This is a genomic window from Sanguibacter suaedae, from assembly GCF_016342785.1.
GTDB lineage: Bacteria > Actinomycetota > Actinomycetes > Actinomycetales > Cellulomonadaceae > Sanguibacter > Sanguibacter suaedae.
On record NZ_JAEINH010000009.1, the window covers coordinates 34,424 to 56,718 of the forward strand.

28 protein-coding genes are annotated in these 22,295 nt (G+C 71.8%); 16 read left to right on the forward strand and 12 right to left on the reverse strand.

The features are described 5' to 3' along the window. Genes JAV76_RS11340 through JAV76_RS11350 form a run of 3 tightly spaced genes read left to right on the forward strand, consistent with a single transcriptional unit; the run spans position 1 to position 2,148 of the window. Positions 1–915, forward strand: a complete 915-nt coding sequence (locus tag JAV76_RS11340; RefSeq protein WP_198734173.1) for an NmrA family NAD(P)-binding protein — start codon at positions 1–3, stop codon at positions 913–915. 52 nt (positions 916–967) lie between these two features. After that, the gene (locus JAV76_RS11345) at positions 968–1,381 is read left to right on the forward strand and encodes a YfbO family protein (RefSeq protein WP_198734174.1); all 414 of its coding nucleotides are present in this window, start codon (positions 968–970) and stop codon (positions 1,379–1,381) included. Beyond that, positions 1,381–2,148 (forward strand): CPBP family intramembrane glutamic endopeptidase, encoded by a 768-nt coding sequence (locus tag JAV76_RS11350; RefSeq protein WP_198734175.1) that lies wholly within the window; start codon positions 1,381–1,383, stop codon positions 2,146–2,148. The genes JAV76_RS11345 and JAV76_RS11350 overlap by 1 nt, the downstream gene beginning before the upstream one ends. A gap of 9 nt (positions 2,149–2,157) precedes the next feature. On the opposite strand, the gene JAV76_RS11355 is transcribed toward JAV76_RS11350, so the two are convergent. Continuing rightward, positions 2,158–2,484 (reverse strand): winged helix-turn-helix domain-containing protein, encoded by a 327-nt coding sequence (locus JAV76_RS11355; protein ID WP_198734176.1) that lies wholly within the window; start codon positions 2,482–2,484, stop codon positions 2,158–2,160. Then, entirely contained in the window at positions 2,460–2,939 is a 480-nt protein-coding gene (locus tag JAV76_RS11360) for a hypothetical protein (RefSeq protein WP_198734177.1), read from the reverse strand. Before JAV76_RS11360 ends, JAV76_RS11355 begins: the two co-directional genes overlap by 25 nt. Before the next feature lie 143 nt (positions 2,940–3,082). Here JAV76_RS11360 and JAV76_RS11365 point away from each other — a divergent pair, with 143 nt between their 5' ends. Continuing rightward, positions 3,083–3,247, forward strand: coding sequence for a DUF8730 family Cys-rich protein (locus tag JAV76_RS11365; protein ID WP_198734178.1), 165 nt, complete (start codon positions 3,083–3,085; stop codon positions 3,245–3,247). A gap of 19 nt (positions 3,248–3,266) precedes the next feature. Here JAV76_RS11365 and JAV76_RS11370 read toward each other — a convergent pair whose 3' ends face one another. Further along, entirely contained in the window at positions 3,267–4,247 is a 981-nt protein-coding gene (locus JAV76_RS11370; protein WP_198734179.1) for a S41 family peptidase, read from the reverse strand. Positions 4,248–4,411: 164 nt separating this feature from the next. Here JAV76_RS11370 and JAV76_RS15265 point away from each other — a divergent pair, with 164 nt between their 5' ends. After that, entirely contained in the window at positions 4,412–6,025 is a 1,614-nt protein-coding gene (locus JAV76_RS15265) for an LLM class flavin-dependent oxidoreductase (protein ID WP_198734180.1), read from the forward strand. Here JAV76_RS15265 and JAV76_RS11380 read toward each other — a convergent pair. Next, a complete protein-coding gene (locus tag JAV76_RS11380; RefSeq protein WP_198734181.1) occupies positions 5,974–7,260 on the reverse strand; it encodes a type II toxin-antitoxin system HipA family toxin in 1,287 nt (428 codons plus the stop codon). The genes JAV76_RS15265 and JAV76_RS11380 overlap by 52 nt on opposite strands. After that, entirely contained in the window at positions 7,257–7,544 is a 288-nt protein-coding gene (locus tag JAV76_RS11385; RefSeq protein WP_198734182.1) for a helix-turn-helix domain-containing protein, read from the reverse strand. Before JAV76_RS11385 ends, JAV76_RS11380 begins: the two co-directional genes overlap by 4 nt. Positions 7,545–7,681: 137 nt before the next feature. Between JAV76_RS11385 and JAV76_RS11390 the strand changes: the two genes are divergently transcribed. Continuing rightward, positions 7,682–7,933, forward strand: coding sequence for a hypothetical protein (locus tag JAV76_RS11390; protein ID WP_198734183.1), 252 nt, complete (start codon positions 7,682–7,684; stop codon positions 7,931–7,933). Positions 7,934–8,142: 209 nt separating this feature from the next. On the opposite strand, the gene JAV76_RS11395 is transcribed toward JAV76_RS11390, so the two are convergent. Further along, on the reverse strand, positions 8,143–9,045 hold the full coding sequence (locus tag JAV76_RS11395; protein ID WP_198734184.1) for a ketopantoate reductase family protein: 903 nt from the start codon (positions 9,043–9,045) through the stop codon (positions 8,143–8,145). A gap of 58 nt (positions 9,046–9,103) precedes the next feature. Beyond that, positions 9,104–9,667 (reverse strand): TetR/AcrR family transcriptional regulator, encoded by a 564-nt coding sequence (locus tag JAV76_RS11400; protein WP_198734185.1) that lies wholly within the window; start codon positions 9,665–9,667, stop codon positions 9,104–9,106. A 23-nt stretch (positions 9,668–9,690) separates the two neighbouring features. Here JAV76_RS11400 and JAV76_RS11405 point away from each other — a divergent pair, with 23 nt between their 5' ends. Both JAV76_RS11405 and JAV76_RS11410 read left to right on the forward strand, forming a co-directional pair. Beyond that, positions 9,691–10,929, forward strand: coding sequence for an MFS transporter (locus JAV76_RS11405; protein WP_198734186.1), 1,239 nt, complete (start codon positions 9,691–9,693; stop codon positions 10,927–10,929). Positions 10,930–10,938: 9 nt separating this feature from the next. Further along, on the forward strand, positions 10,939–11,289 hold the full coding sequence (locus tag JAV76_RS11410; protein WP_198734187.1) for a hypothetical protein: 351 nt from the start codon (positions 10,939–10,941) through the stop codon (positions 11,287–11,289). A gap of 3 nt (positions 11,290–11,292) precedes the next feature. On the opposite strand, the gene JAV76_RS11415 is transcribed toward JAV76_RS11410, so the two are convergent. Then, on the reverse strand, positions 11,293–12,297 hold the full coding sequence (locus JAV76_RS11415; protein ID WP_198734188.1) for a LacI family DNA-binding transcriptional regulator: 1,005 nt from the start codon (positions 12,295–12,297) through the stop codon (positions 11,293–11,295). An 84-nt stretch (positions 12,298–12,381) separates the two neighbouring features. Between JAV76_RS11415 and JAV76_RS11420 the strand changes: the two genes are divergently transcribed. The 4 genes from JAV76_RS11420 to JAV76_RS11435 all read left to right on the forward strand — a co-directional run bounded on the left by JAV76_RS11420 (position 12,382) and on the right by JAV76_RS11435 (position 17,199). Then, entirely contained in the window at positions 12,382–13,674 is a 1,293-nt protein-coding gene (locus tag JAV76_RS11420; RefSeq protein WP_198734189.1) for a sensor histidine kinase, read from the forward strand. Then, positions 13,671–14,402, forward strand: a complete 732-nt coding sequence (locus JAV76_RS11425) for a response regulator (RefSeq protein WP_198734190.1) — start codon at positions 13,671–13,673, stop codon at positions 14,400–14,402. Before JAV76_RS11420 ends, JAV76_RS11425 begins: the two co-directional genes overlap by 4 nt. A gap of 83 nt (positions 14,403–14,485) precedes the next feature. After that, positions 14,486–15,298 carry an ABC transporter ATP-binding protein gene (locus tag JAV76_RS11430; RefSeq protein ID WP_198734191.1) on the forward strand — a complete coding sequence of 271 codons (813 nt, stop codon included), beginning with the start codon at positions 14,486–14,488 and terminating at the stop codon, positions 15,296–15,298. 5 nt (positions 15,299–15,303) lie between these two features. Next, positions 15,304–17,199, forward strand: a complete 1,896-nt coding sequence (locus tag JAV76_RS11435) for an FtsX-like permease family protein (protein WP_198734192.1) — start codon at positions 15,304–15,306, stop codon at positions 17,197–17,199. A gap of 78 nt (positions 17,200–17,277) precedes the next feature. Here JAV76_RS11435 and JAV76_RS11440 read toward each other — a convergent pair whose 3' ends face one another. After that, complete coding sequence (locus tag JAV76_RS11440) at positions 17,278–17,646, reverse strand: VOC family protein (RefSeq protein WP_198734193.1); 369 nt, start codon at positions 17,644–17,646, stop codon at positions 17,278–17,280. A 62-nt stretch (positions 17,647–17,708) separates the two neighbouring features. Here JAV76_RS11440 and JAV76_RS11445 point away from each other — a divergent pair, with 62 nt between their 5' ends. Further along, entirely contained in the window at positions 17,709–18,170 is a 462-nt protein-coding gene (locus JAV76_RS11445; RefSeq protein ID WP_198734194.1) for a MarR family winged helix-turn-helix transcriptional regulator, read from the forward strand. Between the two features lie 8 nt (positions 18,171–18,178). Here JAV76_RS11445 and JAV76_RS11450 read toward each other — a convergent pair whose 3' ends face one another. Then, positions 18,179–18,634 (reverse strand): Lrp/AsnC family transcriptional regulator, encoded by a 456-nt coding sequence (locus JAV76_RS11450; RefSeq protein ID WP_198734195.1) that lies wholly within the window; start codon positions 18,632–18,634, stop codon positions 18,179–18,181. 109 nt (positions 18,635–18,743) lie between these two features. Here JAV76_RS11450 and JAV76_RS11455 point away from each other — a divergent pair, with 109 nt between their 5' ends. Continuing rightward, complete coding sequence (locus JAV76_RS11455) at positions 18,744–19,211, forward strand: DUF2000 domain-containing protein (RefSeq protein ID WP_198734196.1); 468 nt, start codon at positions 18,744–18,746, stop codon at positions 19,209–19,211. 230 nt (positions 19,212–19,441) lie between these two features. Continuing rightward, positions 19,442–20,227 carry a hypothetical protein gene (locus JAV76_RS11460; protein WP_198734197.1) on the forward strand — a complete coding sequence of 262 codons (786 nt, stop codon included), beginning with the start codon at positions 19,442–19,444 and terminating at the stop codon, positions 20,225–20,227. 154 nt (positions 20,228–20,381) lie between these two features. Here the strand turns inward: JAV76_RS11460 and JAV76_RS14960 are convergent, their stop codons facing one another. After that, on the reverse strand, positions 20,382–20,792 hold the full coding sequence (locus JAV76_RS14960; RefSeq protein ID WP_198734198.1) for a winged helix-turn-helix transcriptional regulator: 411 nt from the start codon (positions 20,790–20,792) through the stop codon (positions 20,382–20,384). Positions 20,793–20,898: 106 nt separating this feature from the next. Here JAV76_RS14960 and JAV76_RS11470 point away from each other — a divergent pair, with 106 nt between their 5' ends. Continuing rightward, positions 20,899–21,753, forward strand: a complete 855-nt coding sequence (locus tag JAV76_RS11470) for an NAD(P)H-binding protein (protein WP_198734199.1) — start codon at positions 20,899–20,901, stop codon at positions 21,751–21,753. A 42-nt stretch (positions 21,754–21,795) separates the two neighbouring features. On the opposite strand, the gene JAV76_RS11475 is transcribed toward JAV76_RS11470, so the two are convergent. Continuing rightward, on the reverse strand, positions 21,796–22,236 hold the full coding sequence (locus JAV76_RS11475; protein WP_198734200.1) for a hypothetical protein: 441 nt from the start codon (positions 22,234–22,236) through the stop codon (positions 21,796–21,798). Positions 22,237–22,295: the final 59 nt, after the last annotated feature.

Genomic DNA, 22,295 nt, shown 5'->3' on the forward strand with positions numbered 1-22,295 from the left:
ATGACCAGCACCGTCCTCGTCGCAGGCGCCACCGGCGACCTCGGTCACCGCGTCGTCCGCGAGCTCCTCGCCCGCGACGCCCGGGTCCGCGTGCTCACGCGGCCCGGCAGCGGCGCCGCCGCCGCCGCCCGCTATGGCGGCGACGACCGCGTCGACGTCGTCCAGGCCACCTATACCGACCACCCCGCGCTGACCGCCGCAGCCACGGGCGTCGACTGCGTGGTCTCCGCGCTCAGCGGCACCCGCCCCGTCGTCGTCGACGCGCAGCGCGCGCTCCTCGCCGCGACCGTCGACGCGGGCGTGCCGCGCTTCGTCCCGTCGGACTACTCCGCCGACTACCGGCGCATCGACCCCGGCAGCAACCGCAACTTCGAGCTGCGGCGCGTGTTCGCCACCGACGTCGACGCCGCACCCGTGCGTGCCACCTCGATCCTCAACGGCGCGTTCACGGACATGCTCACCGGGCAGGCGCCCATCGTCCTGTTCGACCGGCGCAAGGTCCTCTACTGGTCGTCGGCCGACCAGGTCCTCGACTTCACCACCAAGGACGACACCGCCCGCGTCACCGCCCTCGTCGCGCTCACCGACGACGCGCCACGCGTCGTCGAGGTCGCCGGCGACCGCGTCACGAGCCGCGACATCGCCCGCACCATGACCGAGCTCACCGGCACGCCCTTCACCCTTCAGTGGGCCGGGACGACGGGCACGCTCGCCGCTGCCGCCACGGTGATGCGCCGCACCTCGAAGGGCCCCGAGGAGACCTTCCCCGCCTGGCAGGGCATGCAGTACCTCGTGAGCATGTTCAGCGGCCAGGCCCAGCTGCACCACGTCGACAACGACCGCTGGGGCGACCACACGTGGACCACGGTCCGCGACGTCCTCGCGGCGCACCTCGCGGAGCAGGCGCACCGGTAGCCACCACCCGGCGACCCGTGCCATGAGCGCGACGCGCCGCTACGCTCGCACCATGATCCAGCTCGACGACGTCCTGGCCCGCGCGGTCGATGGCGCCCTGCCGCTGCTCACCCTCGACGAGTTCTTCCCCGGCAACGAGGAGGAAGGGTCGCTCGCCCCCAACCAGTGGGGGTACGGGCGGCCGAGCCTCGCGGAGATCGCCGACCGGCTGCGTTCGATCGAGTCGCACGACGACGTCGACTGGGTGCGCGTGCAGCTCCACGACGAGACGGTCGAGGGGTCCGACCTCGTGCTCGCCGAGGCCGTCGCCGTGTGCACGAGCCTCGACACCGACGAGCTCACCGACCTCGCCGACACCGAATGGCTCGAGTCCGACGGCGTTGTCGACGGCTACGTCGTCGACAACCTCGTCGACGCACCCGCCGTCCCGGCGGGCAGCCGCGTGCTGTCGATCGTCTGGGACTGATGCCCCGGACCCGCCAGGCGGGCGCCCTCCTCCTCACCCGCCTCGTGCTCGTCGCGCTCGCGACCCTCGCCGCCTGGGCGATCGTCGACGCCGGTGAGGGGACGGCGTCGTTCCCGCCCACACCGATGCTCGCGTCGCTGAGCCTCCTGCCCGTGAACGTCGTCTGCCTCGTCCTCACCTCCCGCCTTCTCCGCGCCGAGGGCCGCACGCTGCGGTCCCTCTTCGCCCCGCACGGCGGGTGGGCCCGGGAGATCGGGTGGGGGTTCCTGTGGATCGCCGTTCTCTACGTGCCGTTCGTGCTCGCGGTCCTCGGCACCATGGCCGTCCTCCACGGCGGCGACACGTTCACCGCGTTCGAGACGGTCTTCTACGACCCCGACGCGGCGTCCGTCGCGTCACCGGGGTGGGCGCTCGCCCTCGGCATCGTCGCCGTCCTCACCTTCGTCCCGCTCAACGCCCCCGCCGAGGAAGCCGTGTACCGCGGGTACGCGCAGACCCACCTGGGTGCAGCGTGGCCCACGGCGCTCGCGGTGGGCGTGTGCTCGCTGGTGTTCGGCCTGCAGCACGCGTTCTTCGCGCCCACGGCCGACGCCATGGTCGTGTACGTCGTCGCGTTCACCGTGTGGGGCATCGGGTCGGGGCTCATCGTGCTGCGCCAGGGCCGCCTGCTGCCCGTGACCATCTCCCACGTGGTGGTGAACCTCATGACGAGCTCGCCGGCCGTCGTGTTCCCCGCGCTGCAGCTCGCCGGTGTCGTGGAGGGCTGACGGAGGCCGTCAGGTGAGGCCGGCGACGATCTCGTCGAGCGCCGTGAGGTGGGTGCGGAACGCGTCCCTGCCGGAGGTTGTGAGGGCGAGGACGGTGCGGGGTGTGCGCCCGGAGAACTCCTTGTGGACGCGGACGTACCCGGCGTCCTCGAGGAGGGCTATGTGCTTGCTGAGGAGCGTGTAGCTGACGTCGAGGGCGTCCTTGAGGGTCTGGTAGTCGGCGCTGTCCACGCTGTTCAGGGCGGCGAGCAGGCAGAACCGCACGGGGGAGTGGACGCGGTCGTCCAGGGCGACGCGCGCCGAGGCGAGGCTCACCGGGCCGACCGCACGAGCCATGCACCGAGGGCGAGCAGCGGTGCGACCGCGGCGAGCGCGACGGCCGTGGTGAGCCACACCGGTGCGGCGACGTCGACGAGACCCGACCTCCACAGATAGGCGCCGAGCCCGGCGACCACCACCGCCCAGACGGCGGCCGCGGCCCACCGGCGCCGGTAGCCGCGGGGGTGGACCCGCTCGTGGTCGCGCCGTGCCCGGGCGAGGAACGGCAGGGCGGCGAGGAGGACGAGCGTGGCCGCTGCGCCGATGAGGCCGCCCCACTCCAGAGACGTCAGCTGGAACGTCACGGCGAGGAACGCGAACGTCAGTGCGCCGATGGTGATCACGAGGCGGCCCTCGGTGGCGCTCGTCCCGACGGCCGGCCGGTGCCCCGCTGCGTCGGCGCGGGCGAGCAGGCCGCGCCGACGTGCGTCGGCTGGGTGCGAGGTCCGGGGTCCGGTGCCGTCGGGAGTCATTCGTCGACGCTATGGGTTGAGTTGACGGATCGTCAAGTGGTGGAGCGGTCGTCAACGAAGCGCGTCGATCCGGCTCTGTATACCCCTGGGGGTATAGCGGAGGGCGAGGGTCGAGACGCGGCCCGACCCACCGAGGAGGCGACATGTGCCGAGCAGTGACATGCAAGGAGTGCGGGAAGACGACGTGGGCGGGCTGCGGCCAGCACGTCGACCAGGTCATGAAGGGCGTGCGCCAGACGGACCGCTGCCAGGGCCACGCGAAGCCCACCCGCGAGGGAGGTTTCCTCGCGAAGCTCTTCCGGCGCTGACGACGGGAGAGCACCCGATCTATCGCCGGGAGCACCGCTCCCGGATCCACTCCTCCTCCGTGAGGCCGTCCGCGGCCGTCACCGCGTCGGCCCCCTCGATGCCGGGAGCGAGCCGCCCGTCGTACGCGGTCCCACGCCGGTCCTGGAAGAGCCCGGTGGTCACCGTGAGCCCGGCACCGTCGCTCAGCTCCAGGTACCTGTTCCCCGAGGTGAACCCCCGCGTGGGTGCCCCGAACGTCCGGGCGGTGGCCTCCCCGGAGAACGCGACGACGACGGCCTCCCCGGCGCTCGCGGTCATCCGGCCCTGCCGCACGGCGACCGACGGCGTGCTCACCTTGAACGGGTCGCCGCTGCCGACGGCCAGGACCTGGTCGTCCACGAGGACGGAGTTCCCGTCGACCACGAGCTCGGTCACCGTCCCGTCCTGCTCGCGGAGCCCCAGGACGGGACCGTCTGTGAGCAGCGGTGACGCCGCGGCGATCATGGGGTGCGCGTTGCCGCCGGTGTTGAACTGGACATCGATCACCCATCCGCACAGGTCGGCGTCCGTGTGCTCGGCGATCCCGGCCAGCCCGGCGTCGACGTACTGCTGGACGAGCTCGGGCTCGTCGACGGGGAAGGGTGGCAGTGTGAGCACACCGACGTCCACGTCCACCTCGACGCTCGGCAGGTCGGGGGTGTCGGCGGACTCCGCCTCCCAGGCGCGCACCTCCTCGGGGGTGCGGAACGTGCTGTGCGGGCCGCCGGCGATCGTCGCCAGGCGGTCGACGACGGCATGGACGTCGGCGATCGACGTCGCGGCGGTGACCTGCTCCACGGCGTCCTCACGAGCTGCGGCCCACGCGTCGGTCCCGGCATGGAGGCCGTCGTCCAGGAGAGCGAGAGCCTCTTCGAGGTAGTCCGGGGCGGAGACGGCCCGCGGCGTGTCGGTGGACGGTGCCCCGGTCGCACACGCCCCGAGCACCGCCGCTACCAGGACCACCAGCACGGTTCGTCGCACGTCGCTCCCTCTCGTCGGTCTCCGCGGTCGTCCGCTCGCCGTCGCGTCATCGGGAGTCGCGACGGATGGCCATGGTTGCCGATAGTCCAGCACCATCATCATCTGTCTCCTGGCTGGATACGCTGGGCGGGCCGTCGCCCGCGGCGCATCACGGAGGAGAGCCCATGGCCACGCACCACGACGAGCCCACCGCGACCACGAGGTACGGCCGTGCGTTGCAGTTCGGGTCGTTCGTCACGCCGAGCAGCGCGGACCCCGATCGGACGGTCGCGACGGCGGTGCTGTCCGAGCAGGTGGGTCTGGACCTGGTGACGTTCCAGGACCACCCGTACAACCCGGGGTTCCTCGACACGTGGACGCTCCTCAGCTACGTCGCGGCACGGACCAGCACGGTCCACCTGGCGGCGAACGTCACCAACCTTCCGCTGCGGCCGCCGGCGGTGCTGGCGCGGAGCGTCGCGAGCCTCGACCTGCTCTCGGGCGGTCGTGTCGAGCTGGGTCTGGGGGCCGGGGCGTTCTGGGACGCCATCGAGGCGATGGGTGGGCGAAGGCTCACCGGCGGGCAGAGCGTGCGCGCCCTCGAGGAGGCCCTCGACATCATCACGCAGACCTGGGACGTGCAGACCCGCGGCGGTGTCCGGGTCGACGGCGAGTTCCATCGCGCCGCCGGCGCCAAGCGCGGCCCCGCACCCGCCCACGACGTCGAGATCTGGCTCGGCGCGTACAAGCCGCGGATGCTGCGCCTCACGGGGCGCCGGGCCGACGGCTGGTTGCCGTCCCTGGGCTACCTCGCCCCGGGGGACCTCGCCGCAGGCAACGCTGCCATCGACGAGGCCGCCGCGGAGGCGGGCCGGTCACCGTCGGAGGTGCGCCGCATGCTCAACGTCCACGGTCGGTTCGCCCCCCAGGGTGGCGGGCGCCTCGAGGGCCCCGCCGCGCAGTGGGCCGAGGAGCTCGCGACCCTCGCGCTCGAGGACGGCATCGACACGTTCGTCCTCGGGAGCGACGACCCCGACGACCTGCGCAGGTTCGCCGGCGACGTCGCCCCCGCGGTCCGTGAGCTCGTCGCCGCCGGGCGGACCGCGCAGCCGGAACCGCAGGAACCTCAGGAAGCCGACACGGCGACGGAGGCGGCACCCGTCGTCGTTCCCGTGCCGTCGGCGGCGGCCTCGACCCCGGCGGGTCTGGGTGTGGTGCCCACGCCCGACGACGGCACCCGGCGCAGCGACCGCCGGCTCCTCGACGAGGGCACCCGACCCGTCGGGCCCGCACCCGACCCTGGGCGCACGTACACGGCGTTCGAGGAGGAGGTCCCACAGCGCCTCGTGGACATCCACGACCACCTGCGGGCCGAGCTCGCGCAGGTCCTCGACCTCGTGGACCAGGTGTCGGCCGGGGCCATGGACGTCGGCACCGCGCGCTCGCACATCAGCACCATGACCATGCGGCAGAACAACTGGACCCTGGGGTCGTACTGCGAGGCGTACTGCCGCCTCGTCACCACGCACCACACCATCGAGGACCGGTCGATGCTCCCGCACCTGCGCGACTCCGACCCCCGGCTCAGCCCGGTCATCGACCGCCTCGAGGAGGAGCACCAGGTCATCCACGACGTCCTCGAAGAGGTCGACAAGGCCCTCGTCGCGCTCGTCGCCGGGACCGGGACCACCACGGACCTCCGGGAGGCCGTCGACGTCCTCAGCGACGTCCTGCTGTCCCACCTCTCCTACGAGGAACGAGAGCTCGTCGAACCGCTCGCCCGCTTCGGGATGCACTGACGCGCGGCCTGGGTCGCCACCGCCTCCAGGCGGGGAGTGATCGACTCGGCCATCATCGTGATCTCCTGCTCGCTGATCCGGTTCTTGCGCGCCCGGTCCCGCCACCCGAGCATCGACGCTGCGATCTTCCCCATCCGTTCTCGTGCCTGGGCCACCGTCAGGCTGCAGTCCGAGGCGAGGGCTGCGAGACCGTCGATCTGCTCGGGATAGGTATCGGCTCCCGCGATCGACGTCGAGCTCGGTTTCTGCAGATCCGGGTTCGGGTTCACGTCGAAGGCGGGGCTCAACGTCCAGTGCCCCCGATCGGCCAGGAATCCGTGGTTGCGCAGATGGTCGTCCGTGTTGCCGAGGACGACACTGGCGACGACTCGGTCATAGAGCTCGTGCTGGTCCTGGCGTGGCGAGAGGGAGAGGTCACGCATCACCTCGGCGATCTCGGCGTAATCACGATGGTCACCGTCGGTGGAGCCGGTCGCCGTCATGGTACTGATGTAGGCGATGCGGTGGCCAGAGTCTCCCCTGTCGAACCGGCGGAGGATCAACACGCTCCGATCCCCGACGCGAGTCAGCCGGCGTCGCGGCGTGCGGATTCCCGTGCTTTCGAGCAGGTCGAGAGCAGTGGCCTCCCACGCCATGACGTCCCACCGGTCGCTCGAGTGAGGGAACTTCGCAATCCCGAGGCCTCCGTCCTCGAAACGCACGGAGGCCTTCGGCCTGGCGCCACCGAGGCCGGTCGTCCCGGTGTCCAGGAGCTGTTTGACAGCCGATGAATGATCGGCTGACGAGGCGAGCTGGTCACTGGCGAGCAGGAGCTCCGGCAGTGAGACCAGTCGCGGGACCTTCGACGGTCTGCCCAGGAAGTCGTCGTGACCGGGCAGGCGGAAGCGCAGCGCGCCTTGGCGTGTGTCGTCGCTGACCCCGAGGAGGAAATCGAGATCGTCGAGCCGACGTGGGGTGCGGGCTTCCTCGCGAGCATGTGTCCTCTCGGCCTTCTCGATGAGGTTGCGCCCCCACCGATCGGGAGCGCTGTCGGCGAAGGCTCGAAGAAGGCCGTTCTGGTACTGTGACCCGGAGACCAGGAGGAGGGCGGGGTCGATGTTCGTCCCGCCGCCGGCGAGGTAGGCGGTGTCGTAGAGGAAAGTCGTGGAGAGCTGTCCGCGGTTCCGAGTGAAATGCGCCTGGCCGACCAGGTGCGTATAGCCGGCCTCGTCGATGAGGACCTCGACGGTGGTCATCGCGCTCGCTTCCTCGTCAGGTTGCCGGCGCGTAACCTCCCGATGTCGCTGTTCAGCGGGTCGATCGCCTCGATGGCCTGGTCGAGCACGCCGAGCGCGCGGAGGACCTGGGCGACGTTGCTGAAGCTCACGCGCGGGTTGCCCGATTCGATCTTGCGGAGGGTGTCCCGCGTGATGTCGGCCCGCTCGGCCACCTGCTGGGCGGTCAGGCCGAGCACCATGCGCCAGCCGCGCACGTGCTCGCCAAGTGCTGTGACCTCCCGATCGATCCGGTATCCGGCCACAGCGAACCTCCAAGGGATATGACGATTATGCTCGTTGTTAACCTACAGTGTGGCGAGAGCAATCGCCATACTCAATCTCGGCAGCGCGACCACGACGGCTGCAGCGTAGGTTCGTCGCACGAGAACCGGAGGGCGGCATGTCCGAGAACCACACCGCGACAGTCGTCCTCGTCGTCGCCGCCCTGTTCGTCCTGGCCGGTGTCGTCCAGGTCGTCCGGGGAGCGGTCCTCCTCGCGAAGGCGCGGCGGGCGACCATCATGGACCTCTTCGACGGGTGGCCGCAGAAGACCCGGGCCCACGGGATCTCCGCGTTCCGTACGGGCGCGGTCGCGTTCGTCGTCGCACTCGCGGCGTTCATGCTCGTCCAGGCGAGCAACACCCACTACTGACGCTGCGTCATCGCCGCCCTCACCCGCACCCCTGCGCGCCCGCAGCCCCACCTTCACCCGATGTCCGATGCCCGCCGTCTCTCGTCGAGTTCGTCGCTTCGTGCCGAGTTCGTCTCATCAAGGTGACGAACTCGACTGGAAGTGACGAACTCGCGGCCAGCAGGCGGTGGCAGCAGCCAGCAACCGACATGGTCGGGAACGGTGCCGCCTCAGGAGAGGGCGTCGACCAACTGCCGTGTGAGGGGTGCAGCCACGCCGTGGCGTTCCGCGGCCCGGAGGACGGCTCCGCCGATGGCGTCGAGCTCGAGGGGACGCCCGGCCTCGGCGTCGCGCTGCATGGAGGACCGGGCCTCGGCCGGGAACGAGTCGTAGAAGCGCAGAGCGTTCCCGGTCACGTCGGGACCACCGCTGGCACGCCCGACGGCCGCGACTTCCGCGACGAGCTGGACGAGCTCGTCGCGCCAGGTGGTGCGCACATCACCGATCGGCGCACGGTGGTGCGTGGTGAGCAGCGCGAACGGTGCGAGGACAGCGAGCTTGCCCCAGAGCATCGAGGCCTCGTCGTCGAGGACCCTCGTCGTGATGCCGGCGCCCTGGAAGGCTGCGGCCGCGGTGGCGAGTCGGCTGCCCGGTGCGCTGCTGCTGGCGAGATCCACCTCGACGAAGGGGCTGCCATGGACGATCCGCCCGGGTGCGGTCTGCGAGGACTCCACCCGCACGACTCCGGCGGCGACCGCCTCGGGAGCGAACCGCTCGCGGAGCGTCGCGACGTGCTCCACCCCGTTGAGGAGAGGGACGACGAGCCCGGCCTCGACCATGCGTGCGGGGACACGGTCGAGCGCGTCGCGCAGGGCGGTCTGCTTCACGGCGATGATGCAAAGGTCGACCGGCTCCCGCAGCACGGTGTCGGCCTCGACGGAGACCGCGACGTCGTCGAAGAGGGGGCTCGTCACGCGGATGCCACCTGCCCGGAGGGCCTCGACGGACGGCTCGCGCGCGAGCACGACGACGCGGTGCCCGGCCCGGGCGGCGAGCGCGGCGACGAGACCGCCCACGCCGCCGGCACCGAGGACGGCGATGGTCAGAGGCTCAGGCTGCGCGTGCTCGGGCATGGTGTGCCTTCCTGGGTGACCGGCGTTACGTCATCGAAGGTAGCGCGCGCGGCGGCGGTCAGGACCCGGTGTCCAGGAGAGCCTCGGCGATTGTCCGGGCGGTCCCCGTGCCGTGGTCGGGGTCGCGCAGGCGCATCGCGAGGGCGCCGCTGACGACGAGGAGGAGCTCGTCGGCGACCGCGTCGGCCCGTACGCCGACGACCGGTGCGGCGAGGGCCGCGAGCCGGGTGCGGTAGGTCTCGGTCTCGGTGCGGACGACGGCCGTGATCTCCGGTGGTGCGTCGGCGTACTCCGCGGCGGTGCCGAGGAACGCGCACCAGCGTGACCCGTCGGGTCGGCGCTGGAACTCGTCGAGGGCGTCGAAGACGGCGAGGACCTTGTCCACGGGGGTGCGGGCGCGCTCGACGGCCGCGTCCCAGACGGCGATCCACGTCTCGTGGCGGCGCACGAGGGCGGCCGCGACCAGCGCTTCCTTGCTGGTGTACCCGCGGTAGAGGGTCGCGGCGGACACGCCGGCGCGCTCGAGGATCTCGTCGACGGACGTGGCCGCGATGCCCCGCGTGAAGAGGAGGTCGTCGGCGGCGTCGAGGAGCTTGGTCTCGCTGCGCGGGCGGATGGGCATGCAAGCACCCTAGACTCACCAATATGAAACGGTCGTTTTCGTTTGGTCCTCGCGACATCTCCCTCGTCGCGGCCGGGTGCGCCCTGATCGCCGCGACGTACGGGCTCGTCCGCCTCGCCTTCGGGCTCTTCCTGCCCGACGTCCAGGCCGACCTCGGGCTCGCCGACACCGGTGCCGGGCTCGTCTCGTCCGGCGCCTCGCTCGTCTACTGCGTGGGTGCGCTCGTCGGCTTCGTCGTCGGCCCCCACCGCCCTCGCGCGCTTGTGGTCGCCGCGGCGCTCACCGCCGGTGGTGGTGCCGCCGGCATGGCCGCGGCGCCCGGCATCGCGGTCTTCGCGGTCGCCGCGATCCTCGCCTCCGCCGGAGCGGGCCTCGCGTCACCCGCGCTCGTGACGATCGTCCACCGCTCCGTCACGAGCAGCTCCGTCGACCGCGCGCAGACCATGGTCAACGCAGGCACCGGGCCTGGGCTCGTCGCCGCAGGGATTCTCGCCCTCGTCCTCCTCCCCGGGTGGCGCCTCGCCTGGATGGTCATCGCCGTCGTCACCGGGCTCGTCGCACTCCTCGTCCTCCGGCTCGACCACGGCGCCGACACCCCGCGCGGACCGGCGGACCCCACCGGACGTCCGTCGCCCCCGCCCTCCTCGTGGCTCCCACCCCGCGCCTGGTTCGTCGCCCACAGCGCCCCGATCGTCGCCGCCCTCCTCCTCGGCGCCGGGTCCGCAGGCGTGTGGACCTACGGGCGTGCACACCTCGTGGCCGCGGGCGTCTCCGAGACGACGTCCGTCACCGCGTGGATCGCACTCGGGGCGGGCGGCGCTGCCGTCATCGTCACCGCGCGGCACCTCGCGATGCTCCGCCCCCCGGCGGCCTGGACGCTCACCGCCGCCGGGGTCGCGCTCGCGTCGGCGGCGCTCGGGCTGCTGCCCGGCGTGACGACGGCCGCGCTCGCCGCATGCGTCGCCTTCGGGTGGGCGTACACGGCAGGCTCCGGGGTGCTCATCGCGTGGACCGCGGACCTCGACGCCGAGCGCGCCTCGTCGGGCACGTCCCTGCTCTTCGTGGCGCTCGTCCTCGGCCAGGCGCTCGGGAGCGCCGGTGCGGGCGGCCTCGCAGGATCCACGAGCACAGGGACAGCGCTCCTCGCCGCCGCCGCGGTGAGCGGTGCGGCCGCCGTCGTCCCGCACGTCCTCGGAGCGGGGCGTGGGCGCGGTGGGAGCCGGCCGGACGAACCGCTCGAAGCGGGCGTCGCCCACCGGTAGGGTCGACGCATGGCTCTGATTCCCCTTGCGCTCAGCGTGGTGCTCGTCGCGGTCATGATCGTCGTCGTCACACGGATGGCGGCGGAGGGCCGGCTGGTCCGCAACGGCAGCGCCGGGATCCGCACCCGGCACACGCAGGCGTCCGACGCGGCCTGGGTCGCGGGGCACGCGGCAGCTCTGCCGGCGGTCCGCAGAGCGGTCCCGCTGGCCGTCGTCACCCTCGTCCTCATGGGCGCCGCGTACGCGACGCTCGGCGAGGGGTGGGGCATCGGCACCGGGCTCCTCGGCCTGGCCGCCCAGACGGCGGTGCTGCTCCAGGGCGCGGCCGTCGCGAACCGCGCCGCCCGCTCCGTCGCCTGAGCGTCAGCGGGGAGGGCGCGGTCCTGTGGAGCCGCGCTCCACGAGGGACGTGGGCAGGCGCACGTGGGTCTCGTCGACGGGCGTGGCGTTGATGAGGGAGATGAGGAGCCCGATGGCGGCGGCGCCCATCTGCTGGATGGGCTGACGGACCGTGGTCAGCGGGGGAGCGGTGCTCGCCGACTCCGGCACGTCGTCGAAGCCCACGACGGACAGCTCCGTGGGCACGTGGACGCCCATCTCCTGGGCGACCTCGAGGGCAGCGATGGCCGACAGGTCGTTCGCGGCGAAGATCGCCGTCGGGCGGTCCGGGAGGGACAGGAGCCGGTGCGCCGGCTCGAGGGCGTTCTCCTTGCGGTACTCGCCCGCGAGGATGAGCGCCGGGTCCACCGGGACGCCCGCGGCGGCCAGGGCCTGCCGGTAGCCCTCCTCGCGCAGGCGCGAGGACTCGAGGTCGCTGCGGCCGGAGAGGAACGCGATGCGCCGGTGGCCGAGGGCGAGGAGGTGCTCCGTGGCGAGGCGCGCCCCGGCGAGGTTGTCGGAGTCGACGGTGGGGAGGTCGGCGGGCCCGGCGTGCGGGTCGATGGCGACCACGGGGATCTCCGCGTCGGCGTCCACGACGGTGGGGGTCACGAGGACGGCGCCGTCGATGAGGGTGCCGCTCAGGCGGGACAGGTACCGGCGCTCCCACCCGACGCCGCCGCTGTGCTGGCCACCGGTGTACGCGAGGAGCTCGTAGTCGGTGCCCGCCAGGCCGGTGGAGGCGCCCTTGAGGATCTCCGTGCTGAACGGCTCGAACTCCGCGACGAGGATCCCGATGACGTTGGTGCGGCGGGACCGCAGGCTGCGTGCCACGAGGCTCGACTCGTAGCCGAGGGTCTCGATGACCTCCTTGACGCGCCCGAAGGTGGTGGGCGAGACGCCGTACCTGCCGTTGATGACCTTGGAGACGGTGGCCACGGAGACGTCTGCTGCGCGCGCGACGTCGGTGATCGTGACCCGTTGTGCCATGAACCCGACCATACCGTACAGAAAACGTTATCGATAACGTTTGACACTCTGTCGACCGGGTGGATACGGGCATAGGGTCGCCCCATGACCCTCTCGCGGACGGACCGTCCGACGCCGCACCGCGACATCCTCCCGGCGGCGCTCTGCTGGGCGGGATCCATGGGGGTCCTGCTCCTCGTGACCCTCACCGACACGGCGGACCCCGGCCTCGTGTCGGTGCCCACCGTCCGCGACGCCGTGTGGTGGGTCGTGGCCGTCGCACTCACGGTCCAGTGCGCCGCGCTGCTGCGGGCCCGCACCGCACCCGTCGCCGTGCTCCTCCTCGTCGCCGGGGTCCAGGTGCTCGTCGCCGCAGCGGGGGCGGGGGAGGCGTCGAGCATCACGTCGCTGCCGCTCGTCGTCGCCTGCTACCTGGCGTTCGTCGACCGGACCCCCGCCGACGTGCGGGGCGTCGGGCTCGCCGCAGCCGGTCTGACCGTGGTCGCGTACCTCGTCGCCGGGCTGCGCGCCGGGGACACGACCTGGTGGATGCTCGTGGCGTACGCCGTCGGGCAGGCACTCGTCCTCGTCGGGGCGCCCGCGTTCGTCGCGCTCCTCGTGACCACGCGCCGCGACGTCGGGCGCGCCCGCGAGCAGGAGATCCTCGCGCTCGCCCGCGAGCACGACGCCCTGGTGCGCGAGGCCCGCGCCCAGGAGCGCACCGCCATGGCGCGCGAGCTCCACGACATCGCCGCCCACCACCTCTCCGGCATCGCCGTCATGGCCGCGGCCGTCGAGCGCCAGATCATCACCGACCCCGACGCCGCCCGCGAGGGCGTCCGGCAGGTGCGCGGCCAGAGCACGGCCGTGCTCCGCGACCTCCGCCGCCTCGTCGGCCTGCTGCGCGAGGGCGACGCCGAGCTGTCCGTCGAGTCCCTCACCGGCATCGCGGCGCTCGTCGAGCAGGCGTCGGCCGCCGGGGCCACGGTGGAGCTCCTCACCCTCCCCGCCGCCGACGACGACACCCTGGGCGCGGGGCTGGGCCCCCTCGCCCAGCTCACCGCGTACCGCATGGTCCAGGAGGCGCTCGCCAACGCCGTCCAGCACGCTCCAGGGGCCCCGTCCCTCGTGACGGTCGACGACACCGACCCGGCCACCGTCGTCGTCACCGTCCGCAACGACGCCGCGGCGACCGCCGACCCCGGCGGGACGGGCGGAGGGTTCGGCCTCGTCGGCATGCGCGAGCGCGCCGAGCTCACCGCCGCCGACCTGCGGTACGGTCCGACGATCGACGGCGGCTGGGAGGTGTCCCTGCGCCTGCGCCGTGACCCCACCGAGGACCAGAGTGACGCCGGCGCCCCGAGCGACGACGCCCGCGCGACCAGGGAGACCGCATGATCCGGATCGTCGTGGCCGACGACCAGCCCCTCGTCCGGGCAGGGCTCGCCGCCCTCCTCGGCTCTGAGCCCGACATCGAGGTGGTGGGCGTCGCCGGGGACGGCGACGAGGCCGTCCGCCTCGCCCGCGAGCTGCGCCCCGACGTCGCGTGCCTCGACATCCGGATGCCCGGCCGCGACGGCATCAGTGCCACCCGGGAGCTCTGCGGCCCCGACGTCACCGACCCCGTGCCCGTCCTCGTCCTCACCACCTTCGACCTCGACGAGTACGTCTTCGGGGCCCTCGAGGCCGGGGCGTCGGGGTTCCTCCTCAAGGACGCCGAACCGTCCACCATGGTCGACGCCGTGCGGTCCATCGCCGCCGGGAACGGGACCCTCGACCACACCCTCACGCGCCGCGTGCTGCGCGAGTTCGTCGAGCGTCGCCGCACCCAGCCCGTCACCGTGCAGAACCCCACCGACCTCCTCACGGCCCGCGAGGTGGACATCCTCCTGCTCCTCGCCCAGGGCATGTCCAACGACGACATCGCCGCCGAGCTCGTCGTCGAGGTGTCCACCGTGAAGTCCCACCTGGCGCGCATGATGCCCAAGATCGGGGTGCGCTCGCGGCTCCAGGCGGTCGTGTGGGCCTACCAGAACCGCATCGTCACCGTGCCCGACGACAGCGCCGGAGGGGGCGCCGGTGTGGGCCTTGCATCGAAGGATGCAAGGCACGAGGTTCCCTCCTAGGCGGCTCGATGGCGCCCCGGTGCCGCTCGTAGCGTCGAGGACGACGGATCACCCGTCGCCCCGACCCCCGGAGGAGCGTCACCATGAACGCACCGTCAGCACCCTCGTCGCAGTCGTCCCCGAGCGTGAGCCCCGCCCAGGCGGCGCCGCACACCGCTCCGGACGACGGCTCGCTCACCGCCGTCCGCCTGGTCCAGGTCCGCAAGACGTACCCCAACGGCCTCGGGGAGACCGAGGCCCTGCGGTCGGTGTCCGTCGCGCTGCGCCCCGGGTCCTTCACCGCTGTCATGGGCCCCTCCGGGTCGGGCAAGTCGACGTTCCTCAACTGCGCGGCGGGCCTCGACGTCCCCACCAGCGGCCAGGTGGTCGTCGGTGACGTCGACCTCACCACCCTGAGCGCCGACGACCTCACCCGCTTCCGCCGCCGCCGCGTCGGCTTCGTCTTCCAGTCGTACAACCTGGTGCGCCACCTCACGGTCGCGGAGAACGTCCAGCTGCCGCTGCTGCTCGACGGCCGACGCCCCGACCCCGCCTGGCAGGAGCACCTGCTCATGGCCGTCGGCCTGCAGGGCATGGAGGACCGCCTCCCCGGACAGCTGTCCGGCGGCCAGGCGCAGCGCGTCGCGATCGCCCGGGCGCTCGTCACGCGCCCCACCGTCGTCTTCGCCGACGAGCCCACCGGTGCCCTCGACTCCCGCACCGGCCAGCAGATCCTCGACGTCCTGCGCGCCACGGCCCGCGAGCTCGACCAGACCCTCGTGCTCGTCACCCACGACCCCCGGGTCGCGACCGCCGCCGACCAGGTCCTCTTCCTGGCCGACGGGAACGTCGTCGGGCACCTCGAGGCGCCCAGCGTCGAGCAGATCACCGCCCAGCTCGTGGCGTCGGGGAGGTGAGCGCCATGTGGTCCTTCGCCCGGTCCTCCGCCCGCGCCCACCGTGCGAGCCTCGCGGGGGCTTTCGTCATCGTCGTCCTCGCGTCCGCGCTGCTCACCGCCACCGGTGTCCTCCTCGACTCCGGTGCGCGCACCGGCTTCGGTGCGGAGCAGCCCGACGGCACCGCCATGCTGCTCGTCACCGTCGCGTCGTCCTTCGCAGGGACCACCGTCCTCGTAGTCCTCCTCATGGTGTCGACGACCATCTCCGCGGCCTTGCGGCAACGCCGGCAGGAGTTCGCGCTCCTGCGCGCCGTCGGTGCCACCGGGGGCCAGGTGCGGCAGATGGTCACCGGTGAGGTCCTCCTCGTCCTCGCCCTCGCAGGACCCGTCGGTGCCGTGCCCGGGCTCTTCGCGGCCCGCCTCCTCACCCCCCTCCTCGAGTCGGGCGGCATCGTGCCCGCCGGGTACCAGCTCACCCTGTCCCCGTGGCCAGTGCTCGGGACCCTCCTCCTGCTCGTCCCCACCGGGTTGCTCGCCGCCCGCCTCGCCAGCAAGGAGGCCGTGCGCACCAGCCCCACCGCCGCCGTGCAGCAGTCCGAGGCCGAGCCGTCGGCCCTCAGCACCGCACGCCGCACCACCGCCGCGTGCCTCGGCGTCGCGGGCGTCGCCGTCGCCACCGTGCCGTTCTTCTCGCCCGGCATCATGGGCACCGCCGCCGCCGCGAGCTCCGCCCTGCTCCTCATCACCGGGTCCGCGCTGGCCGGGCCGCTGCTCGTGGCCGGCCTCGCCGAGCGGGCCGTCCGGGCCTCCGGGCCGGGAAGCTCCGTGAGCGGCCACATGGCCATGCTCAACGCCCGCGGGTTCTCGCGCCGCCTCACCGCGGCCATCGTGCCCCTCGCCCTGCTCCTCGCGCTCGGGACCGTGCAGTCGGGCGTCGACCGCACGGTCGTCGAGGCGTCGGGCGTGCAGCTCGAGGACGGGCTGACCGCCGACCTCGTGGTCGACGCGACCGACACCCAGTCGACCCAGCTGCGGGGCGTGCCCGGCGTGGACGCCGTGGCGAGCACCGGCACCGTGACCGCGGACGTGAAGATCGAGCCCGACGACGAGGACCTCCCCGCCCTCGACGCGCTCTCCTGGGAACCGACCGCGCTGCGCCTCCTCGGCGACGGCGTGACCGGGGTCGTGGACCCCCTGGTGCGGGAGGGGACGCTCGACGACCTCGCCTCCGCCGGGACGGTCGCCGTCTCCCAGGACGCGACCTTCGGCACCAGCAAGGGCCTCGGGGACACCGTCGAGGTGCGCGACGCCGACGGCGTCGAGACCGAGCTGACCATCGTCGCCGTCTACGACCGGTCGCTCGGGTTCGGCGACTACATGGTGGGCCTCGGCTCCGGTCTCGCCGACGGGGCGGCGCTGGACACGGCTCTGGTGCGCACCGACGCAGGTGCCACCGGCGACGTGCGGGAGACCGTCGAGGCGCTGGGCCTCGGTGTCCGCACCACCGGCGAGTACGTCGACGAGGTCCGCGCGTCGGGCGCCGAGCAGCAGCAGTTCTCCGCAGTGCTCCTCCTCGCGCTCCTCACGTTCATCGCGATGGCCGCCGCCAACACCCTCGCGATGCTCAGCTCCCAGCGCGGCGGCGAGCTCGCCCTCCTGCGCCGCACCGGTGCGACCGGCCGCCAGCTCACCACCATGGTCGCCGTGGAGGCCGCGTTCGTCGCGGTCCTCGCCTGGGGCATCGGGACCCTCTCCGTGGTCCCCGCCCTCGTGGGCGCCGGGTACGGGCTCCTCGGCACCGTCCTGCCGCCCATGAACTGGCCCATGTACGGGGGCCTCACCGCCGCCGTCGTGCTCATCGCGGTGCTCGCCATCGTGCCCGTCGCGGCCCGGCGCGGGGCTGGGATGGCGCGGGCGTGACGGGCGCACTCCCCTCACCGTGACCCCACCGTCCGCAGCGCTCCACGACCCCGACGACGGCCGGCGACGCCTCGGGTGTCAGGCGCGGTCGTGGAGGGTGACGTGGTAGCCGTCGGGGTCGGCGAAGGTGAAGGTGCGGCCGAAGGGACCGTCGAAGGGGGCGGTGACGATCGTGCGGCCGTCGGTGACGAGGGAGTCGTGGATCTCCTGGACGCCCGTGGCGTGCAGCCAGATCGCGGCCCCGATGCCCGGCTGGGCGACGGTCGACAGATCCGTCCCGGGGACGACCTCCCGGAGAGCGAAGGTGATCGGGGCGGTCTCGAAGACGACGGCGTGCGGTGGCCCGGGCTGGGAACGGACGAGACCGAGGTGGTTCTCGTAGAACGCCTGGGACGCGGCGAGGTCGGTGGCCTGGAGAGAGATGAAGTCGGGTCCGGTGACGGGCATGGAAGAGCTCCTCGTGTCATGTCAGAAGGTTGACATTGCCAAGTGTATGTCAGACTTCTGACATGAGGCACGAGGGGATCGATCTCGAGACGTCGCTGGGCTACCTGCTCAAGGAGGCGTCGAGCGCACTTCGGACGGCCATGGAGGCCGTCCTGCGCCCGCTGGGGATGACCATCACGCACTACTCCTGCCTGGAGCTGCTCGCGCAGAGGCCGGGCCTGTCTAGCTCCGAGCTCGCGCGAGGAACGTTCGTCACGCGGCAGTCGATGAACGTGCTCCTCCAGGCCCTCGAGCGCGACGGCTCCGTGACTCGACCGGTCGAGGGCAGGGTCGGGCGGGTCCTTCCCGCGCAGCTCACCGACCGCGGTTGGCAGAGCCTCGCCGAGGCCTCCGCCGCCGTCCGGTCCGTCGAGGTGAGGATGCTGGGCGGTATGACGCAGGAGCAGCAGGTCGTCGCCCGAGCGATGCTGACCGACATGATCCGCTCCCTGCGCGACGACCCCGGCGGGACGGCTCCAGCGTGACGTCCGCGTCAGCCGACCGGGTCGATGCGTGTGCTCCGCAGGTGCTCGTAGACGACCGACGTCCGCACGTCGGCGACCTCGGGGCGCAGGGTGAGCTCGTCGATGACGAACGCGTAGAGCGCGTCGTTGTCGGCCACCGCGACGTGGACGATGAAGTCCTCCGTGCCGGTGGTGACGAAGACGCCGAGTGTCTGCGGCCGTGACGTCGCCCAGTCGCGGAACGCCTCGATGGCCTTGCGCGACGGCGGGCGAATGCGCACCGCGACGAGCGCTTGCACGGGTCGGCCGATGGACGGCAGGTGGACGTCGAGCACCGCGCCACGGATGACACCGCGGTCCCGCAGGGCCCGGGTGCGGTCGAGCGCCGTCGTCGGTGAGACACCCACGGCGGCCGCGACGTCCCTGTTGGTCTTCCGTGCATCCGACTGCAGCTCGCGGAGGATTGCCTGATCAAGTGCGTCCATGACTGGCATCCTACGGACTCTGCCGAATCATCTACGGATTCAATGCGCTGCACGCGTATCTCGTCATAGAGTCACGGCGTCACACCGGATACATGACTGAGGAGACGCCATGAGCAGCGGGATCGGGTTCGCCCCGGAGGAGATCGACACGAGTGCGCCGACGCGCGCGGCGCGGCTCAAGTGGGTCATCGTCGTCGACGAGACGTTGGCCCCGGGCGTTGCGGCGAACGCGGCGATCTGCGCGGCGGCCGCGACGGCGCAGCAGGTGGGCGGACTCCTCGGCCCGGACGCGAAGGACGCCGACGGTGCGGTGCACCCCGGGCTGCCGTGGGCGGGGTGCTCGGTCCTGGTCGCGGACGCCGCGACGCTCCGCGCCGTCCGCGCCAAGGCGGAGGCGCACGAGCTGACCTTCGTCGCCGACACGCCTCAGGCGGCCCAGAGCACGCGTGTGTACGACGAGTACCTCACCGCCGTCTCCGGGGCCATAGCCGCCGAGATCGAGTACGCCGCGGTGAGCATCGTCGGCCCGCGCAACCGTGTCGACAAGATCGTCGGGCGGCTGCCGTTGATGCCGTGACGGAGGGGATCGCGTTTCGTGGCAACAGCGCCACCCGAGGGCAAGCTTCGCTAAGCGTGATCGCTACGCACTCTAGAGCGCCTCTCGGGGTACCAAAGTGGAGTGCGGTTGACTCGCTCGGCGAGCGCGCTCCATACGCCGGGGCCATCGAGTCCGCCAGCGTGGCCTCGGGCCGAGTATTTTTCTCGCGCTACGGGGTTTCTCCCATGCAAAAGCGCTATCATGCTGACATGGGTTCGATACCCTTGAATCCGCTACTCGACGGAGGGTGTGGGAGAAGTATGGATGCGTCTTTTTCCTTGGCTGTCGCGGGAGGTGTCGGGGCTTTCGCGGGAGCCGTTTTGGGACAGGTGATTCAATGGCTTCGAGATGTTCACCTTTCGCGAAAAGCGGACCGCAACCGATTGCAGGACATGCGTCGAGAGCCCTATGTTCGCGCGTTGCAAAGCCTCACTCCTTTGCGTCAAGCATTGGATGGCTTAGAAACCCCTCTTGTGCTAAGGGCGGTAGATCCCGAGTCCTCCATTCTTGACGAACTCGCATATGAGAAATGGAACAACGCGTCGAGTTTCGTGAAGGATGATCTGCCTGCCGTAGAGCAGGATCTCGTTCTCGCGTCAGATGCTGTAATTGCCGCATTTCGCGACTTGAGCATGAATTCCGCCATGTGGGGAGGTCTTGACGAAGGAGGTGGCCAGGTCATCTTGGATGGAGATGCGTTCACGCTTGCGCTACATTCGAAAGACGTCTCGGCACTCGAGGCCGCGATGAGCAACACTCGTGAGTCGACGGATGTTGAGGTTCGGGAGATGAAACTCTCCTATGTGCGTGGCTACAGGAGCCAGTTAGTAGAGATGATGCACCTTATGCGAAAGGAAGCTGGCCTCTCCTCTGAAAAAGAATCCGCCTACCTGAAAGAAGATTCGACTCGTCTACGCGGGTACAGGCGCGTAAGCGAGGCACTCGCGTGGCGGCTTCGTGTTCGCAGGGTACGGCGACGTGCGCAGTCTGACTAGGGGGGGTGGCGGTTTATTTAGTGGCGCGTTAATGAATATTGAACATCGCACGCGGCTGCAGGTGCCGCTGACGGGTTGCCTCTAAAACCGCGGGTCCTAGTTCTGCCCTACGGCCTGCTGGCTCGCAGTATTTGGGAAGTCGGGTGTGCGCAAGTCACGGTCTTTTACCTCCCGGGCGCTCGTCGTACGCCTCGCGAGCCGCCCCGACGTCGTCCACCGAGCCCTCGAGGAGGTCGGCGAGGTCCCGCAGCGTCGCGGCGACCTTGAGGCCGAGGGGGGTGAGGGCGTACTCGACGCGGGGCGGGATGGTGGTGACGACGTCGCGGGTGACCATGCCGTCGCGCTCGAGGGCCTGGAGCGTCTGGGAGAGCATCTTCTCGCTCACGCCGTCGACGCGGCGGCGCAGCGCGTTGAACCGGTAGCTGCCCTCGCCGAGGGCGAGGAGCGCGAGGGACGCCCACTTGGAGGTGACGTCCTCGAAGGCGGCGCGCGACGTGCAGCCGCGGGCGAAGACGTCGGTGACGAGCTCCTGCTCCGGGTCGGGGGAGAGGTCGGATGGGCTCACCGGACCAGACTACCGTGCGCACCGCGGGAACAGATAGCGCTGTGCAATAGTTAGTGCTATCGAATGGTCGCCATGTGGCGGCTCGACCCGACCTCGAGGAGATCTCATGACCACGTACGCCGTCACCGGAGCCACCGGGCCCTTCGGACGCCACGCCGTCGAGGAGCTGCTGTCGCGCGGGGTCGCTCCCGCCGACGTCGTCGCCGTCGTGCGCACCCCCAGCAAGGCCGCCGACCTCGCCGAGCGCGGCGTCCAGGTCCGCGAGGGCGACTACTCGCGCCCCGAGACCCTCCCCGCCGCGCTCGCCGGGGTGCAGCGCCTGCTGCTCGTCTCGGGCAGCGAGGTCGGAGCGCGCGTGGCGCAGCACACGGCCGTCGTCGAGGCCGCGAAGGCCGCCGGGGTCGAGCGCATCGCCTACACGAGCATCCTGCGCGCCGACACCACCTCGAACCCCCTCGCCGGTGAGCACCGCGCCACCGAGCAGGTGCTCCGCGACTCCGGCATCACGTCGGTGATCCTCCGCAACGGCTGGTACCTGGAGAACTACACGAGCCAGCTGGGCCAGTACCTCGAGCACGGCGCGGTCCTCGGTGCTGCCGGGACGGGGAAGGTCTCCGGCGCGGCCCGCGCCGACTACGCGGCGGCGGCAGTCACCGCCCTCCTCGCCGACGACGACGGCGCCACCTACGAGCTCGGCGGGCCCGCGTTCACGTTCGACGAGCTCGCCGCGACCGTCACCGAGGTCACGGGGACGACGGTCGTGTCCCGCGACATGACGCCCGCCCAGTACGCGGCCGCCCTCCAGCAGGTGGGCCTCGACGAGGGCACCGCAGGGTTCGTGTCGTCCCTCGACGCGTCTATCGCCGCCGGCGACCTCGAGACGGACAGCGACGACCTCGCGCGCCTCGTCGGCCGCCCGCTCGTCACCCTCGTCGACGCGGTCCGCGCCGCCCAGGCGTGACCGGCCCGGTGCCGGGCCCGCACGACGGGCCCGGCACCGGGATCACGAGTACTCGGGGACCCCCACCACCCGGTACGCGACGCCGTCGGGCAGGGCGAGGTCGACCCGGAGGTCGCCGGTGCCCTCCGCGGGGATGCCGCCGCTGTTCTGGAAGCTGGTGGCGCACTCCCCTGAGAACCACCGCTCGTCCATGCTGAGCTTGAACGTGCTCGCCGGTGAGCACGCCACGTAGTAGGTCACACGCTCGAGGCCCTCCTCCCGCGCGACGGTGAACGTCGCGCTGCCCTCGCCCTCCTCGTCGAGGACCGTCCGGACGGTCTGGGCGATGAACTCCTCGGATGTCGGGTCGGTGAGCTCGTCCAGAGGATTGCTGGGGCGCACGACGGGCGTCGGTGTCGGGCCCGGGTCGTCCGAGCACCCGGCGACCAGCAGGACACACCCGGCGAGGACGACGGGGCGCGCCCACCGCGTGGGAATCGACATCGGGGACCTCTCGTCGCACCCGCGGTCCAGGGTGATGGTCTGATTTATACACCGCGACG

Bases quoted from the DNA above. Each gene is read 5' to 3' on its own strand.
- JAV76_RS11340 (WP_198734173.1), top strand. From the start codon at position 1: ATGACCAGCACCGTCCTCGTCGCAGGCGCCACCGGCGACCTCGGTCAC.
- JAV76_RS11345 (WP_198734174.1), top strand. From the start codon at position 968: ATGATCCAGCTCGACGACGTCCTGGCCCGCGCGGTCGATGGCGCCCTG.
- JAV76_RS11350 (WP_198734175.1), top strand. From the start codon at position 1,381: ATGCCCCGGACCCGCCAGGCGGGCGCCCTCCTCCTCACCCGCCTCGTG.
- JAV76_RS11355 (WP_198734176.1), bottom strand. From the start codon at position 2,484: ATGGCTCGTGCGGTCGGCCCGGTGAGCCTCGCCTCGGCGCGCGTCGCC.
- JAV76_RS11360 (WP_198734177.1), bottom strand. From the start codon at position 2,939: ATGACTCCCGACGGCACCGGACCCCGGACCTCGCACCCAGCCGACGCA.
- JAV76_RS11365 (WP_198734178.1), top strand. From the start codon at position 3,083: ATGTGCCGAGCAGTGACATGCAAGGAGTGCGGGAAGACGACGTGGGCG.
- JAV76_RS15265 (WP_198734180.1), top strand. From the start codon at position 4,412: ATGGCCACGCACCACGACGAGCCCACCGCGACCACGAGGTACGGCCGT.
- JAV76_RS11380 (WP_198734181.1), bottom strand. From the start codon at position 7,260: ATGACCACCGTCGAGGTCCTCATCGACGAGGCCGGCTATACGCACCTG.
- JAV76_RS11390 (WP_198734183.1), top strand. From the start codon at position 7,682: ATGTCCGAGAACCACACCGCGACAGTCGTCCTCGTCGTCGCCGCCCTG.
- JAV76_RS11395 (WP_198734184.1), bottom strand. From the start codon at position 9,045: ATGCCCGAGCACGCGCAGCCTGAGCCTCTGACCATCGCCGTCCTCGGT.
- JAV76_RS11400 (WP_198734185.1), bottom strand. From the start codon at position 9,667: ATGCCCATCCGCCCGCGCAGCGAGACCAAGCTCCTCGACGCCGCCGAC.
- JAV76_RS11405 (WP_198734186.1), top strand. From the start codon at position 9,691: ATGAAACGGTCGTTTTCGTTTGGTCCTCGCGACATCTCCCTCGTCGCG.
- JAV76_RS11410 (WP_198734187.1), top strand. From the start codon at position 10,939: ATGGCTCTGATTCCCCTTGCGCTCAGCGTGGTGCTCGTCGCGGTCATG.
- JAV76_RS11415 (WP_198734188.1), bottom strand. From the start codon at position 12,297: ATGGCACAACGGGTCACGATCACCGACGTCGCGCGCGCAGCAGACGTC.
- JAV76_RS11420 (WP_198734189.1), top strand. From the start codon at position 12,382: ATGACCCTCTCGCGGACGGACCGTCCGACGCCGCACCGCGACATCCTC.
- JAV76_RS11425 (WP_198734190.1), top strand. From the start codon at position 13,671: ATGATCCGGATCGTCGTGGCCGACGACCAGCCCCTCGTCCGGGCAGGG.
- JAV76_RS11430 (WP_198734191.1), top strand. From the start codon at position 14,486: ATGAACGCACCGTCAGCACCCTCGTCGCAGTCGTCCCCGAGCGTGAGC.
- JAV76_RS11435 (WP_198734192.1), top strand. From the start codon at position 15,304: ATGTGGTCCTTCGCCCGGTCCTCCGCCCGCGCCCACCGTGCGAGCCTC.
- JAV76_RS11440 (WP_198734193.1), bottom strand. From the start codon at position 17,646: ATGCCCGTCACCGGACCCGACTTCATCTCTCTCCAGGCCACCGACCTC.
- JAV76_RS11445 (WP_198734194.1), top strand. From the start codon at position 17,709: ATGAGGCACGAGGGGATCGATCTCGAGACGTCGCTGGGCTACCTGCTC.
- JAV76_RS11450 (WP_198734195.1), bottom strand. From the start codon at position 18,634: ATGGACGCACTTGATCAGGCAATCCTCCGCGAGCTGCAGTCGGATGCA.
- JAV76_RS11455 (WP_198734196.1), top strand. From the start codon at position 18,744: ATGAGCAGCGGGATCGGGTTCGCCCCGGAGGAGATCGACACGAGTGCG.
- JAV76_RS11460 (WP_198734197.1), top strand. From the start codon at position 19,442: ATGGGTTCGATACCCTTGAATCCGCTACTCGACGGAGGGTGTGGGAGA.
- JAV76_RS11470 (WP_198734199.1), top strand. From the start codon at position 20,899: ATGACCACGTACGCCGTCACCGGAGCCACCGGGCCCTTCGGACGCCAC.
- JAV76_RS11475 (WP_198734200.1), bottom strand. From the start codon at position 22,236: ATGTCGATTCCCACGCGGTGGGCGCGCCCCGTCGTCCTCGCCGGGTGT.